Here is a 15645-nt window from a genome sequence, read left to right as displayed (position 1 = left end):
TCCCCACAATTGGGCAACCCGTGTAGGGAAGGGTTGGAGATGGGGTCGAAATTATCTCACAAAAGCAACCGCTACGCCACCATCTACATTCAGGATATTTCCGGTCGATTTAGATAAACTGCCATCAACAAATACTCTTACGGCTTTGGCAATGTCTTCGGTCAATATTTCTTCGTTCAGAAGCGTACGGGCGGCATACATTTTAGGCAATTCTTCTACTTTAATGCCATAAGCCTTGGCGCGCCCTTCGGCCCACTCACCTTCCCATATTTTACTGCCGCGAAGCACCGCGTCAGGGTTAACGGTGTTTACTCGTATTTTATCTTTGCCCAGCTCAGCAGCCAGTAGGCGGCTCATGTGTGCCTGAGCGGCTTTGGCTGTTCCGTACCCCACATTATTGGGCCCGGCAAATAATGCGTTTTTGCTGGCAATGTTTACAAAATCACCATCTAGGGCCTGTTTGCGCATAATTTTTACAGCTTCCTGCGATATCAGGAACTGCCCTTTCACCAGTACATCCTGTAGTATATTCCAGTCGGCCAGCGTATGGTCTTCCAGAGGTTTCGAAATGGATAGACCGGCACAGTTCACCACAATATCTACTCCTCCGAATTGCAGCACAGCCTGTTTAAAAGCTTCGGCGATCGGTTCGGGCTGGGTAACATCAATTTTTACTGTCAGCACTACATCTTTCCCATATTTTTTGCGTAGCTCGGTTTGCGTTTCTTCCAACAGATCGCGGTCGGCTGCTACAATACAGGCGCCTTCTTTCAGTAGTTCTTCACAAATGGCCTTGCCTATGCCACCGGTGCCACCGGTTACAAAAGCTATTTTGCCTGATAGCGACTTAGGTTTTGGCATGCGTTGAAGCTTAGCTTCTTCCAATAGCCAGTATTCAATATTAAAGGCTTCCTGTTCGGCTAATCCCACGTATTCAGATATGGCCTCGGCACCTTTCATTACATTAATGGCATTGGTATAAAATTCAGCTGCTACACGGGCGGTCTGTTTGTCTTTGGCAAAAGAGAACATACCTACACCCGGATACAGGATCACTACTGGATTGGTATCTCTGATAGCCGGACTATCCGGATGTTTGCAACGTTCATAATATGCAGTATAATCAGCTCTATAGGCTTCAAACTGAGCTTCTATCTCTTCTTTAGTAGTTCCTTTCAATACCAACGGACGAATTTTGGTACGCAAAAAGTGGTCAGGGCAGCTGGTGCCTTTCTGAGCCAGTCTTTCAAGGTCATTAGAGTTAACAAATTCAAGTACGCGGGCGTCGTCAGTAAAATGCCCTACCATTCGTCTGTAGCTTGATGCCAGCCCTCTGAGCGTTGGCATAATTTCGGCAGCGGCAGTTTTTCTGTCTTCTGCTACTTTCGACTCTATTCTGGCTCCGCCAAATACCGGGCTTTTTTTGCCGTAATTTTGCTCCAGATACACCGAAGCCATTTCAATAACCTCTAAGGTGTTGATGTAAGACTCATACGAGGTATCGCCCCAGGTAAAGAGCCCGTGGCCTCCTAAAATAACGCCTCTCAGATTCGGATTCTCTTTTACTGTTTGTTCCAGCTTTAGCCCTAAGTCAAAGCCGGGGCGTTGCCAGGGCAACCAGGCTATGGTATCTCCCCATATCTCTTTCATAATCTGCTCGCCGTCTTTACTGGCGGCAATGGCTATCAGGGCATCGGGGTGCAGGTGATCTATATGTTTGAATGGCAGTAAACCATGTAAAGGTGTATCAATAGAAGGAGCCGCGCATTTAGGGTCGAACAGGCTGTGGTCAAACAGACCTACCATTTCATCTTCAAACTCCAGGCCTCTATAGCGTTTCTTTAAAGCATGCAGGCGGTCTACATATAAATTAGCGCAACCTTTTTTTGTAAGTGTGCCAATGTCTCCGCCTGAACCTTTTACCCACATCACTTCTACCGGGTCACCTGTCAGTGGATCAGTTTCGGTGATTTTACATGAAGTGTTACCTCCGGCATAGTTGGTTAATCGTAGGTCGGCTCCGAGCAGATTAGAGCGGTAGATAAAGAGGTCTACTTCGTTATTGGCTAATTCGGCGGCTTTGTTGTAGTCCCACAGGTAGCTAACATGTTTGAATGTTAGAGTATTTTCCATGCTTTTAAATCAAATTTTGTTGCGTTAAATCATTTTCACTAGCGACAAAATTCGTTATTTTTTTGCAAATATCCTCATGTACTCTCCTGTAAGACGAAGCTTTTACGAGAAAGTTTTCAGAATATGAAAGTGGGGGAATCATAAAAAAATAAAGTGCCAGATTAGCCAGCACTTTATTATCGTAACCCAAAAAGTAAAAAATAATTCTTTCAATATCCTTTAAGACATCCGGATGGTTGTCTTCAATTTTATTGTCGAGGAAACGTTCTGTCCGGTTGTGCGTAAGAATTTTCTGTACTTACGCCGGAACTCCGCAGCTTTTCTTCTCGATATAATGATTTTCTCGTCTTGTATCAGTACTTCGCCACCACGGCAATTAAAATAAAGATCCTTTACGTGTCCGAGGTTTATGATATATGAGCGATGTAATCGCACAAAATTTGTAATATCGTCTAATTCTTCTTCAAATATTCTCAGTGTTTTAGAGCTGATTATCTCTCTTCCGTCTGCCAATTTAAATATTGTATAGTTTTTTGCACTTTTCAAGTATAAAATATCTTCAAGGCTGACCATGTTCCGTTTACCGGCAACTCTCATTGACAAATTAGCCCCGGTATTTTGGCTTTCCACATGTGGGACGATCGTAAACCCTTCAGTATTAAACGGCGTCTTGTAAATCAGCTTACTCATTCTACCCGGAAAGCTTTAAATTGGAGAAAATTTACAGCAAGTTAAAATTGAGGTATAACTGCTACAACTACGATTCGGTAAGTGGCAGAAAAGACTAGATAAGTGGCTGTTAATGACAAAGAGGTAATTTTTTATAAAATAAAAACCGGTTTAGCGGTTTCTATTTATGATCACAAGCGTTTTTTTGCCGGTTTGTGCGAAAAATCGCTAAGTAGATATATTTTGTTTGTTACTTAAGAAATTGATAAAGGCAAAAAAAGACAATAACTGCCAATAATAAAGAACAACAATTAAGCTCCGGATTAAATAGAAAGTAGGCTTCAATGAAATCCTGCAGAAGATAATAAAGAAGTGAACATGATGTAATTGACAACCACAGATTAGATGTTACTTAACCATTCCAGAAACTCTGACTTACGACGGCGCGAAACAGGAAGCTCAGTACCCTGCTCGGTAGTAATGGTTCCTCCTTCTCCTTTGGTATAGCGTTTGATGTAATCGCGGTTGACAAGAAAAGAATGGTGAATACGGAAAAAATCGTAATTGGCCAGTAGGTCTTCAAAGTCTTTGATGCTTTTTGAGACAGTTATTTTCTGGTTGTCGTTCAGATAAATATGTGTGTAGTCTTCGTCGGCTTCACAGTATATAATGCTGTTAACAGGCACAAACTGGAAACCATTAAGAATCGGTAAAGGAATTTTATTGGTTTTATCGCGTGGATTCCGAAGATTCTGAATCAGATGATTGAAATTCTGCTGGCTGTTTTTCTTCTCAATGCGTTCTTTAGCTTTGGCAATAGCCTGTTTCAGCTCTTCAATATTGATTGGTTTTAGTAAATAATCTAAGGCGCTGAATTTTATGGCTGTAACCGCATAATGATCAAAGCCGGTAGTAAATATAACTTCAAATTTTGGGTTGCTGAATTTTTCCAACAGGTCAAAACCACTGCCATGCGGCATCTCCACGTCTAAAAAAACAATGTCCGGTGATTTCTCCTGAATAAGTTGATAAGCCTCTTGTATTGAATTAGCAGTACCGATTACCTCAACTTCTGACGAGCAGAACAGATAAATAATGCTATTTAAAGTTTCAACACTTCGATTTTCGTCATCAACGATTATAGCCTTATACATAAAAGGATTCGTTTACAAGTTTACGCTGTTGTCAACACGATTGACATTGCCACTGGCCAACTGTTAATGAATTACAAAAATAGTCAAAGATAAACCCATTCCAAATTAACTAAATCGCGGAAATTTAATTTCAATTGCCGTGCCAATGTCTGCTCCGGGTTCATAGGGAGGTTTCAGACAGTCTTCAACCATAAAATGAATATCTGCATCTGCAATTAAATTAAAGGTTTGCAGGCGTTCTTCTGTGATTTTCAAACCTTGCGATTTATAACCTTTTCGTGACTTCGATTGTATTTCTTTTGCACGTTGCCGGCCTACTCCGTCATCTTCTATTCTGCATACCAGATACTTACCCTGGTTAAAAAAACTCATATATAAATTACCTTTTGCTTCCTTATATCGCAGTCCGTGATTAATTGCGTTTTCTATAAACGGCTGGAGTATCATGGTCGGAATCTCTATAAAGCGATCAATATCCGGTGCCACATTCAGATGAAACTCAAACTTGTTTTCGAAACGCATCATCTCGATTTCGACATAAAGGCTTAAAAGTTTTATTTCGTCAACAAGTGTAATATATTTACTACGTGAAGAATCCAGAAACAGTCTAATCAGATTGGCAAATTTTGATAAATAATTATTGGCTGCGATGATATCACGGTTCAATATAAAGCTTTGTACGGCATTCAGGGCATTAAATACGAAGTGCGGGTTCATCTGTAACTGCAATGTTCGCAACTCGAGCTCTGTTACTTGTCTGTGATGTCTTTGTTCTTCGTCCGACCAGAATTTCAGAAACCGCTCACGACCGTAGAAAAGACCAAATAAAGTAACAAAGCAGGCTCCCCAGAACCACCATGACCGCCACCAGGGATATTCTATTTTGAACTCTATAATTGTAGGCCGGCTTTCTCTTTTGGCAGTATCAATCGCAACCAGTTCGAAATGATAAACGGCCGGTTTAAGACTATCTACTTTAACTGAGGTATCGGTTGTATAACGCCAGGTAGAAGGTTTAGCGCCTTCAAAACTATATTCAACAATGCGATATTTGTAAGTGGAACTGTTCTCTGCCGGAATTGTTCTGAAACTGAATTTCAGAACATTGTTGTCGTAGTCAACAAGATAATTATTCTGAAGAGGCATGTCTCTGCCTGCAATCTCTACATGTGTAATCTGAACTTTGAAATTGTTAGTTTTTGGAGGTGTTCCTGTTTTCTGACTATAAACAGCATAATTTATAAATAAACACAACAAAACTATTTTTGAGGGCAGCTTTAACATCGGAAGAAATAGGTATTTTGGAACAAGGTAACCTTCTGATGTAAAAATACGTGTTATAATGAGAATCTAAAAATCAGATTCATGATTTGTTGCAGGTAGTGCAATGGCAGTGCTGAAGAATAGCAGGAGATTGATGGAAAAGAAAGACGGTGTAGCCGATTAAAACAGAAGAGCCAGACCTTTGATAATGGCCTGACTCTCCCGATCTGTTAAACCAGATTTAATTCTGTCTGAATAGATGTTACCTTCTCTTTCAAAGAAACCAGTGTAGCATCAAACTCATCTTTTTTCTTTAGCTTGGCGCGTACACCTACATAAAATTTAATCTTTGGTTCAGTTCCTGACGGGCGACAGGTAAATTTGGTGCCGTCGGCCGTAAAAAACTGGAGAACATTAGATGACTCTATCCCCATTTTGCCTGCAGGTATATCTGTTGTTTCACCGGTTTTAAGGTCAGTTGTAGTCAGGGCTTTGTAATCATCCATACGGATTACCTTCGAGCCCGCCAGGCTTTTCGGTGGTTTTGCTCTGAAATCAACCATCATCTGCTGAATCTCCTCCGCTCCGGTTTTACCTTTTTTCGTTAATGAGATGAGCCCTTCATAATAGAAGCCGTTTTTCTGATACATTTCGGCCAGGAAGTCGAACAGACTGATACCCTGATCTTTCGCAAAGGCTGTCAGCTCGGCAATCATGGCGCAGCTGGCAATGGCATCTTTGTCACGAACCTTGTCACCAATCAGGTATCCGTAGCTTTCTTCCCCACCCCCTATGAAAGTCTGCTGACCTTCCAGTTCTCTGATAACCTGCGCAATGTATTTAAAGCCCGTAAGTGTATTATAACAATTTACCCCGGCTTTGGCTGCCATTTCATCAATCAAGTCGGTAGTCACAATTGTTTTAGCTACAAATTCCTTACCGGTAAGTTTTTTGGCTTTTTTCCAGGCTTTCAGTAAATAATAGATGATTAAGCTCGCTGCCTGATTACCATTTAACAGTTGCCATTCGCCTTTCGGGTCTTTCACGGCCATGCCCACACGGTCAGCGTCAGGATCGGTAGCAATAACCAGGTCAGCATTGATGGCCTTCGCCTTTTTCAAAGCAAGGCTCATTGCTTCTTGTTCTTCCGGGTTAGGGTACACCACCGTCGGGAAGTTCCCGTCCGGAGTAGCCTGTTCTTCAACAATATTTACGTTCGTAAAGCCTAACTGAGCCAGTGCTTTAGGTACCATAGTGATACCTGTGCCGTGAATAGACGAAAAAACGATGTTCAAATCAGACTGGCGTTTTATCATACGTGGGTTCACGCAGATGCTCTTCACAGCCTTCAGATAGGCCTTGTCTATCACTTCGCCAATCAGTTTGATGCGTTTTTTTACACCCTTAAATTTAATGTCTTTAACATTCGTAATGGCATTTACTTCGGCCACTATGTTTTTGTCGTGCGGAGCAACAACCTGAGAGCCATCTACCCAGTATACTTTATAACCATTATATTCTCTCGGATTATGCGACGCCGTTATTACAATACCGCTCTGGCAACCCAGCTGGCGAACCGTAAATGACAATTGCGGAGTAGGACGAAGCTCTTTATACAGATAAACAGTAATGCCGTTAGCTGAAAGGATATCGGCGGCAACACGTGCAAATTCAGGAGAAAAATTCCGGCTGTCATGTGCAATGGCTACTTTTATTTCCTGCCCTTGAAAAGTTTTGTTCAGATAGTTTGCCAAGCCTTGGGTAGCCGCTCCAACGGTATATTTGTTCATGCGATTAGAGCCAACTCCAATCTCTCCGCGCATTCCGCCTGTTCCGAACTCCAGATTCTTGTAAAACGAATCGGTTAATTGAGTGGTATTATTTTCGTCAACGAGTTTCTGAATTGCAGTTTTGGTTTCTTCATCATACCTGCCCTTAAGCCAGGTTTTGATATTCTTCTCTGCTGTTGTATCTAGTTTAAGATTTTTTAGCATGACTATGCGAATGAGTTTAATAATAAATAGTTTTGGGCAAATTAAAACAAGTTTTTGATGTTTTTCAAGAATGATTTAGATTTTACTAATATTTATTTGAATGACTCTCAAAAACAGGTTGACAGATTGCCCGGGTGCTTGATATATATCAGAAAATTGACTCAAAAGACTATTAAAAGGGGACAATATCGCCATAAAAAACCTGATAAGCTATGCGGTGTTCTGATTTTCGAATCTTTTGTCTATTTTTATAAAAATCTTCATATATACCATAAACACAATGAAAAAATACTTCATCTTTGGTTTGATGCTCTGTGCCATTGTTGCTGTAGCGCAAGACAAACCTAAACCTCCACTTACCTGGAAAGACGTAGCTTCATGGAAATCTATCCCTACTTTCGGCGGAACACAGTTGTCATCAGACGGCGCCTGGTTTGCCTATGTATTAAACCCGAATGAGGGCGACGCCGAGTTAATCATCAGAAAAACGAGCGATACTACCCAGATCAAGTATCCGATCGGCGCAAATACCTTTTTTTCTATCAGTTTCTCTGACGACGCCAAATGGCTGGCATTTAAAGTTTATCCAAAGGATAAAGACAAAAAAGCAGCAGCCAAAACTCCGGCAGCTAAGCCGCTTTCAGAAAAAGTATTCGTTGTGAACCTTGCCAATAAGAAGAAAACAGAATTTGACAGAGTAAAATCTTTCGCTTTTAACGGTGAACAATCATCAGTACTGGCTCTGCATCTTACACCTGTTACGGCACCTGGCCCTCCAAACCCGGATGGTCCTAAAGGCTCAGACCTGCTTTTGTTCGATTTGGCATCCGGCAAAACTCAGAACATCGGAAATATAGCCGAATATGCCTTTAATAAAAAAGGAGACTGGCTGGCTTTAACGGTAGATGCCGCAGAAAAAGCAGGAAATGGCTTGTGGTTGCGCAACATGGCTACCAATGTAGTGATGATTCTGGATAACGACAAAGCGAGTTATAAGTCGTTGAACTGGACAGAAAAGGGCGACGGCCTGGCACTTCTGAAAGGCATTAAAGATGAAAAATACAAAGCTGATTTAAACAGTGTGCTGGGTGTGAAAAACTTTAGCGCCATACCGGAACTGGTAAGCTATGAGCCTAAAAAAGATACGGCAACTTTTCCGAAAGGAATGACCGTCAGCGGCAACAGAACACCTTATTGGTCAGAAGACCTGGGCAAGCTGTATTTTGGTATAGCCAAAACCGAATTGGCAAAGAAAGAACCGCCAAAAGCCGAAACAAAAAAAGACACGGTCAAAAAAGAGAGTGATACAGAAAAACTGGCAAAAATAAAGGCAGATACCAGCATTAAAACGCTTGATGACCTGACCAAAGCGATTAACAAAGTAAAGACAGATACTACAAAAAAAATTGCAGCTATGCCTGATGCCAATAAAGAAAAACCGGATATGACTATCTGGCACTGGCAGGATAAACGATTACAATCACGCCAGCAGGTAGTTGAAAGCCAGGATAAGAATTTCAGCTTTATTGCCAATTACGATATAAGCAGCAAGAAATTTTTAAGATTGACCGATAGCAGTCTTAAAACCCTGAATATCGCACCGAAGCAATTGTACGGAATAGGGGGTGATATTACTAATTATGAGTTGGATAACAACCTCGATGGCCAGAGCTATGTAGATATCTACACAGTAGATTTAAGTACCGGCAAGCGTACAAAAGTACTGGGAAAGCACTATGTTCCTAATTTTTATGCAAATCCGGGAGCGTCGCCGGACGGCAAGAAATTTTTATACTGGAAAGACGGCAGCTGGATGGTGTACGATTTAACAAATCAGACAACCCTTAATATTTCCAGCAAAGCAGGTACATCTTTTGTTGATGTGGAAGATGACCACAACGTTCGTAAACCACCTTATGATGTGTATGGATGGACGAGCGACAGCCGTTTTATATTGGTTGGTGATGGCTGGGATATCTGGCAATTATCTGCCGATGGCTCTGCAACGCCACAAAACCTGACTAAAAACGGTAGAACAGAGCAGATCCGCTACCAGAACCGTTACGCACTTGATCTGGAAGAAAAAGGTATTGATTTAGCCAAAACACAATACTTTAAAACTTATGGAGAATGGACCAAGAAAAGCGGATTTATAGCTCTTGAGAACGGCCAGATAAAAAGCCTTTTATGGGAAGATACCTCTTTGGGAGGCCTGACCAAAGCAAAAAAAGCGAACGCTTATATTTATACCCGCCAGACATTCAAGGCGTCGCCGGAATATTATCTTTCTACGGCAGTAAGCCTGGAAAACCCACAAAAGGTTAGCCAGAATACACCTTCTCTGAATAATTATGCATGGTCGCCATCAGTAAAACTGATTGATTACAAGAGCGATAAAGGAGATAAACTACAGGGGGCATTATTCTTGCCGGCAGGTTATGAAGCAGGTAAAAAATACCCGACTATTATTTATTACTACGAAAAGCTGTCTCAAACCCTGAATAACTTTACTAATCCGTCATATCCCGGTGGAGGCTGGAACCCAAGCGTCTATACTTCCAACGGTTATGCTGTATTTATTCCGGACATTGTGTATAAACTCAATGACCCGGGTATGTCTGCCGTATGGTGTGTGTTGCCGGGTGTAAAGGCAGCTATTAAGACCGGAATCATCGATGAAACCAAAATGGGTATTCATGGGCACAGTTGGGGTGGGTATCAGACCAGTTTCCTGATTACCCAGACCAATATGTTCAAGGCTGCGGCAGCGGGAGCGCCCCTGACTGACATGATATCGATGTATAACCTGATTTATAAAAACACAGGGACATCTAACGGGGCCATTTTTGAAGCCTCACAAGGCCGTTTATTACCACCCTGGGAAAACTGGGAAGCCTACAACCGTAACTCACCCTTGTATCATGTCAAGAAAGTAAATACACCGCTGTTGCTGTTACATAACGATGCCGATGGTGCCGTAGACTTCACGCAAGGTATTGAGTACTACAACGCATTGCGCCGTCTGAAAAAACCTGTCGTTCTGATTCAGTACAAAGGTGAGAATCACGGTCTGGTTAAATTACCGAACCGTAAAGACTATGCTGTCAGAATGATGGAATTCTTCGACTACCATCTGAAAGGCAAACCGGCTCCTGATTGGTTGGAAAAAGGTATCGACCGCCTGACACTGGACGACCACCTTGAAAAAAGAGCCATGAGTGAAGAGTAATAAAAGAAGTTAATAACCCAGAGGCTTGTTCAAAACAACCTGTGTTTGAAACAAGCCTTTGGGCTATTTTCTTTAGCTATCTCATTTTGAATAAGACAGCAAACCTATTGACAAATAGGTCATCAGATTAAAAGTAATTTTATATAGATACAGATTTGTATCTACTTTTGTGAAAATACAATTTGTTTTTTGATGCACAACTACTATCAGATTTATGGCGTATCGGTCATTTCAGAAATTGAACTTCCAGCATTAGTAATTAACCCGTCAGAGGATACCTCATCGCCCCCGATTTATGTCAGGTTGGGTAACGTACCTGCCGGACTTACAAGCCCGGAATGGGGCAAGACGATCTACAGCGTATTTAATGAAAACGAGTGCCTGACTTCTGTTCCTGAAGTAGCCAACTACTATACAACCGATGGAAACAGTATTGTCGTAGAACCAATCAGTGGCAATATTGAGGAAGTGGCTCTGTTTATTTACAGTACGTGCTTTGCAGTGGTCTTTATTCAGCGTAATCTTTTCCTGATGCATGTTTCCGGTTGTTTTGTGGCTGAGCGAGAAGTACTTCTTCTGGCTGCACCATCTGGCACCGGAAAATCTACTACAGCGGCGATGCTTAACCAAAGCGGATATCCTACATTTACGGACGACACAGCATTGCTTTATATTGAAAATGGTCGATGCTATGCCCGGTCATCCTATCCTGAAACAAGGATTTGGAAAGATGTAGCAGAGATTCAGCAGGTTTATGGTGAGACGGAAGGGAGAAGGGTGAGGCATAAAATAGATAAGTTTGCTTTCTCTTTTGCCGATAGTTTCATTAGCGAAAAGGTAGAGGTTAAAGGTATTGTATTCATGGAAGCCAGTGGTGATGAAATAAAGTTAATGAAATTGTCAGGAGCAGAAATATGGCAATTGTTGCATGAGAATATGTATGGAATCCGATTGATAGAGGGAATGAAAAAGGGGAAACTTCGTTTCAGTTATTTGAGCTCTCTGGCAAACACATTACCTGCCTGGAAAGCAACAAGACCTGAAACCACCAGAAGTTTCGAGACATTCAGCAAAGCTATTGAAGAGCATGTAATAAAAAAACTGAACTGAAAAAACCAGAACGATGAAAATCAATAATGAGAAAATCCTTTTTACACGACTTGGCGATGAAGGGGTAATTTACGATGCTGAAAACAATACGCATTTTACTTTGAATGAAACATTCATCACGATACTGCAAGCTATTGAAGAAGGGCATGACGAAGAAGCAATAGTGAAAAACCTGTGTGAGGAATACGATATCCCTGAAACAGTTTGCAAAAGTGAAGTGCAGAAGGCACTGAAAATATTGGCGGAAAGGGGATATATCATCTATTGAAAAGATAGAAACAGAATTTTCTGTTGAGCAGAAAGATCCTATTTTCGGTCAGAAAGTTATATGTCGGGAAATACCCCGGTCAAGAGCAGAAATTATTGTTAACAAAACAAAGAGTTGCACGCGCATGAGTCTGATTTTTGGTATTATTGATGAACACACAGAGCAGGTATCCACCGCTTTACAGCAAATGTATACGGGTATCAGCGCCATGCCGCACGAAAACCATAGTCATAAAACAGAAGGCGTAGCAGGATTCGGGCATTTACTTACCTATAATACGCCGGAGGCTTTGTTTGAAAAACAGCCGGTTTATCTGCCGGAGCAGCAATTATTGATTACCTCTGAGGCCCGGCTGGATAATCGGGAAGAACTATCCTGGCAATTGGGGCTTCGTCTTCATGCAGAGCTATCTGATGGCGAGCTTATACGGGCTTCGTACCTTAAATGGGGCAAACACAGTCCGAAGTATCTGCTTGGCGACTGGTCGTTTGCTGTGTATGATTACCGCGAGCGGGAGCTTTTCCTGGCACGTGATCACCACGGATACAGAGCTATTTATTACTATTCCGATGGCCGGAGGTTTGCTTTTTCTTCTTCCGCCAAATCCATTTTCGCTTTAGATGGCTTTCATAAGAAAATCAATATGCAGTACTTCATTGGCAGGTTGCTTTTATGGAAACAGGAAGAGGCCAACAGGCAGGCTTATGAAGAGCTTTATACGGTACCGCCTGCGCATACGTTGAGTTTCAAAGAAGGTAAAATAACATTGGCTCGTTATTGGTTTCCTGAAAACGTTCAGGAAAGGAAGTATAAAAATTCTAATGAATACGTCGAAGAGTTCCGCGAGATTTTTAAAGAGGCAGTGCGTGTAAGGCTCCGCAGCCATAAACCGGTGGCTTCTATGCTTAGCGGTGGGCTGGACTCAAGTTCAGTATCAGCCATGGCTGCCTACCTGTTAAAACAAGAAGGCAAACAGCTGACTACTTTCAGCCATGTACCCTTGTTTCCTGAGAAGCTGGATGGCGGAGCATGGCCCCGGCGATTACTGGATGAAACACCACACATCAAGGCTACGTCAGCCCATGCAGGCAACATAGTCCCGATATTATTGAATTCTGCACATATGTTGCCAACAGATGGATTTATCCGGGCAATGGAAGTTTTTGACAGTCATTTTCATGCAGCATCTAATGCGTTCTGGCTGGTAGATTTACCGGAACAAGCCTCTCAGCAGGGTTTTGGAACCATACTATCAGGAGAGATGGGCAATGCCACCATTTCTTATACCGGAATAGATTATCTGCTTCCATGGCACCATCCGGGAATGTTGAGCAACCCGGTAAAACTGGCCAAAAAAATTGCTAAAACACAAATACTTAAATATTACCCAACGTGGTTTGAAAATAGAAAGGGCGGCCTTGTAAAGTATATAAATGCAGGATATGTGAAAGAAGATGTGCTTGAAAAATGGGGTGTGTTAGAAGATATTAAAAAGAACACAAAGGGTTTCAGCAGATATTATGCAAATGCCAAAGAGGGAATACTACATTTACTGGATGCAGGAGCCAATGTACGTTGCCAGTTTGGCGCCAACACATCTAATGCTTTTGGATTGGAGTACAGAGATCCCACCGGAGATGTGAATGTAATAGAGTACTGCTTATCCATTCCTAATCATGCTTTTTTTGACAATAAGCTCAACAGAAAGGCTATCCTTAAAAGAATGATGACAGGTTATTTGCCTGATGAAGTACTTTATTCGTCTAAAAAAGGGGTTCAGGCTTCAGACATTTTGTACAGAACCCAACAGGACGGCAAACATGTCAATGAGCTGTTGTCGGCTTTTGGTACCAGTCCTGCGGTCAAAGAAGTAGTAGATGTAGTGAAACTATCTGAAGATTGGCTTCATATTAATAGAAGCGAAGAGGTAGACCTGCTTAAAATTCAAACTTTTGTGAAAGGATTGATGTATAGCTACTTTATTTGGGATAATGAGCGGAAGTAAGGTGTATGAGTATCTGTAAATTAGCCTGATAGAGAGTGTATAAGTTTACACAAATCTATTATAAAAGAAGGCTACGAGGGAGAAGGCCATCTACACGAATGCCGCTGAAAATACAGTATGTTTTGCTGAAAATTGCACAAAGCCAAGATGAGACCGTCTGACAACAAAAAAGTCCAATCCTTAAGAGAATGGATTTTAAGTACGTATACTTAATTATTTCCAAGGGAAGCCCAGTTAATCTGATCACTATCCCTACACTCAATCTTAAATGACAGGTAAAGTGTATTATGAATCTACTGAACCAGTGTCATTGAAGTCAGTATTCCCAGGAAGTGTATCCTTGATATCAACCTCTTTTATTGTAGGTGTCACCCAGTTTTTTTTCTTTTTATTGTTGTTTTTCATAACGAACAATGGAGTTTAAGATTTATAGATACTGATTACAATAAAGTCTGAAAACAGAAGAAAAACAATTTAATAATCAAAAGAGGTTAATTACTGTACCCAATTGTCAGCAATAGGTAGCAATGCATTAGCCTGCCTGTGAACCAGTACCAGGACCGTCACCGAACTCAAGTACGTCAGACTTGATATCGATTTCTTTTATTATAGGTGTTACCCAATTTTTTTTCTTTTTATTGTTATTTTTCATAACGAATAGTAAAGTTTAAGGTATAGATAAGATTTAATCAATCAAATATAGAAGATTTACATTAATGAAGCAAAAGGAGCTACAGGATTTTTTGAAATAGCATTTAATGTGGATATTCTCCTGGTGTTTCTATTGGCTAAAATCTAATTTACATAGAGTCTGGAAAGTCCGGTTAATTGTGCTTCAAAATTCTTTGTGAAATCTGTTTTTTTGGAAGCCAATATGTGGCACTTTTACTTTGGTGGGTCGCTGTGAGAGTTTTAAATTCAAAGAAATTGGGCATAATAATACTACCGGTTGTAATAGACTAACCAGATTAAGCCACAACTATTACAAAAAATGGAATAATAAAAACCCAATGGTTCATAGATATGAAACCATGAAGATAGAAGAAAACCGACTTAGAATGTTAATAGGATATTAATTGCTACATCTAATTTTTAATAGCATGTAACAATGTATCAGGTATTAATCGAACCAGTATTACTAAAGTCGATATTTCCAGGATTCGAATCCTTAATACAAACTTCTTTTATAGTGGGCGTTATCCAAGTTTTTTTCTTTTTCTTATCATTTTTCATAACAAATAGTAAGGTTTATAAATGCAAAATTACGTATATAGACAGTCAAAGATACATAATTTTCATTAAATTAAGCATTTAGGGTGATTTTTTTTAAATAGGGATTGTTGTGGATGGCCTCTTGGTTAGAAACAGCTTTATTTCGACTTTCGAAGAGATAGTAGATCGGGAACCTTGATATAAGTGTTCCTTATGATTCATAAAGCCAATAAATATAAGAAAAACGGTTTGACAAGTGTATCAATTGCCAGTAATTAGTTAGTAAGCTATTATCTAACGCCAGTCTCCTGAACCTGTTTCATCATAGTCAGTAAGCGCAGTACCCGAATATTTGATATCAATTTCTTTTATGGTGGGCGTTACCCAGTTTTTTTTCTTTTTGCTTTTCTTTTTATTGTTATTTTTCATAACGAATAGTAAAGTTTAAGATTTATAGATACAAATTATGTTATGTATATAAGTAATCAAGTATAGATGATTTCCATTAAATGAAGTGCTCAAAAATCACAACACTCGTTATTAAAAACAACACAAATCAAAGAGCTTCTAAAAACAGAAAATCCAATCTTTTATAGACTGGACTTTTA

At 40.6% G+C, this 15645-nt stretch carries 10 protein-coding genes; 4 read left to right on the top strand and 6 right to left on the bottom strand.

The annotated features are described in order from the left end of the window. Positions 1-51: 51 nt before the first annotated feature. The 5 genes from AC1RRY_RS13735 to AC1RRY_RS13715 all read right to left on the bottom strand — a co-directional run bounded on the left by AC1RRY_RS13735 (position 52) and on the right by AC1RRY_RS13715 (position 7213). Positions 52-2133 carry a bifunctional aldolase/short-chain dehydrogenase gene (locus AC1RRY_RS13735; protein WP_492819850.1) on the bottom strand — a complete coding sequence of 694 codons (2082 nt, stop codon included), beginning with the start codon at positions 2131-2133 and terminating at the stop codon, positions 52-54. 219 nt (positions 2134-2352) lie between these two features. After that, positions 2353-2823, bottom strand: coding sequence for a LytR/AlgR family response regulator transcription factor (locus AC1RRY_RS13730; RefSeq protein WP_492819852.1), 471 nt, complete (start codon positions 2821-2823; stop codon positions 2353-2355). A gap of 380 nt (positions 2824-3203) precedes the next feature. Then, entirely contained in the window at positions 3204-3956 is a 753-nt protein-coding gene (locus tag AC1RRY_RS13725; RefSeq protein ID WP_492819854.1) for a LytR/AlgR family response regulator transcription factor, read from the bottom strand. Between the two features lie 105 nt (positions 3957-4061). Further along, on the bottom strand, positions 4062-5240 hold the full coding sequence (locus AC1RRY_RS13720) for a sensor histidine kinase (protein ID WP_492819856.1): 1179 nt from the start codon (positions 5238-5240) through the stop codon (positions 4062-4064). A gap of 209 nt (positions 5241-5449) precedes the next feature. After that, positions 5450-7213, bottom strand: a complete 1764-nt coding sequence (locus AC1RRY_RS13715; RefSeq protein ID WP_492819858.1) for a phospho-sugar mutase — start codon at positions 7211-7213, stop codon at positions 5450-5452. Between the two features lie 280 nt (positions 7214-7493). Between AC1RRY_RS13715 and AC1RRY_RS13710 the strand changes: the two genes are divergently transcribed. The 4 genes from AC1RRY_RS13710 (at position 7494) to AC1RRY_RS13695 (ending at position 13825) form a co-directional block, all read left to right on the top strand. After that, on the top strand, positions 7494-10442 hold the full coding sequence (locus AC1RRY_RS13710) for a S9 family peptidase (RefSeq protein WP_492819860.1): 2949 nt from the start codon (positions 7494-7496) through the stop codon (positions 10440-10442). A gap of 192 nt (positions 10443-10634) precedes the next feature. After that, positions 10635-11552 (top strand): hypothetical protein, encoded by a 918-nt coding sequence (locus AC1RRY_RS13705; protein ID WP_492819862.1) that lies wholly within the window; start codon positions 10635-10637, stop codon positions 11550-11552. A gap of 13 nt (positions 11553-11565) precedes the next feature. Then, on the top strand, positions 11566-11820 hold the full coding sequence (locus tag AC1RRY_RS13700; protein ID WP_492819864.1) for a PqqD family protein: 255 nt from the start codon (positions 11566-11568) through the stop codon (positions 11818-11820). A gap of 124 nt (positions 11821-11944) precedes the next feature. Beyond that, positions 11945-13825: an asparagine synthase-related protein gene (locus AC1RRY_RS13695; protein ID WP_492819866.1), complete on the top strand. Its 1881-nt coding sequence runs from the start codon at positions 11945-11947 to the stop codon at positions 13823-13825. A gap of 1506 nt (positions 13826-15331) precedes the next feature. Here the strand turns inward: AC1RRY_RS13695 and AC1RRY_RS13690 are convergent. After that, the gene (locus tag AC1RRY_RS13690; RefSeq protein WP_492819868.1) at positions 15332-15466 is read right to left on the bottom strand and encodes a hypothetical protein; all 135 of its coding nucleotides are present in this window, start codon (positions 15464-15466) and stop codon (positions 15332-15334) included. Positions 15467-15645 lie beyond the last annotated feature (179 nt).

It is taken from the genome of Emticicia sp. GW821-FHT11C11 (assembly GCF_058808615.1).
The sequence above is the reverse complement of the archived record's forward strand: the minus strand, read 5'-3'. Positions and strand labels throughout refer to the sequence as shown.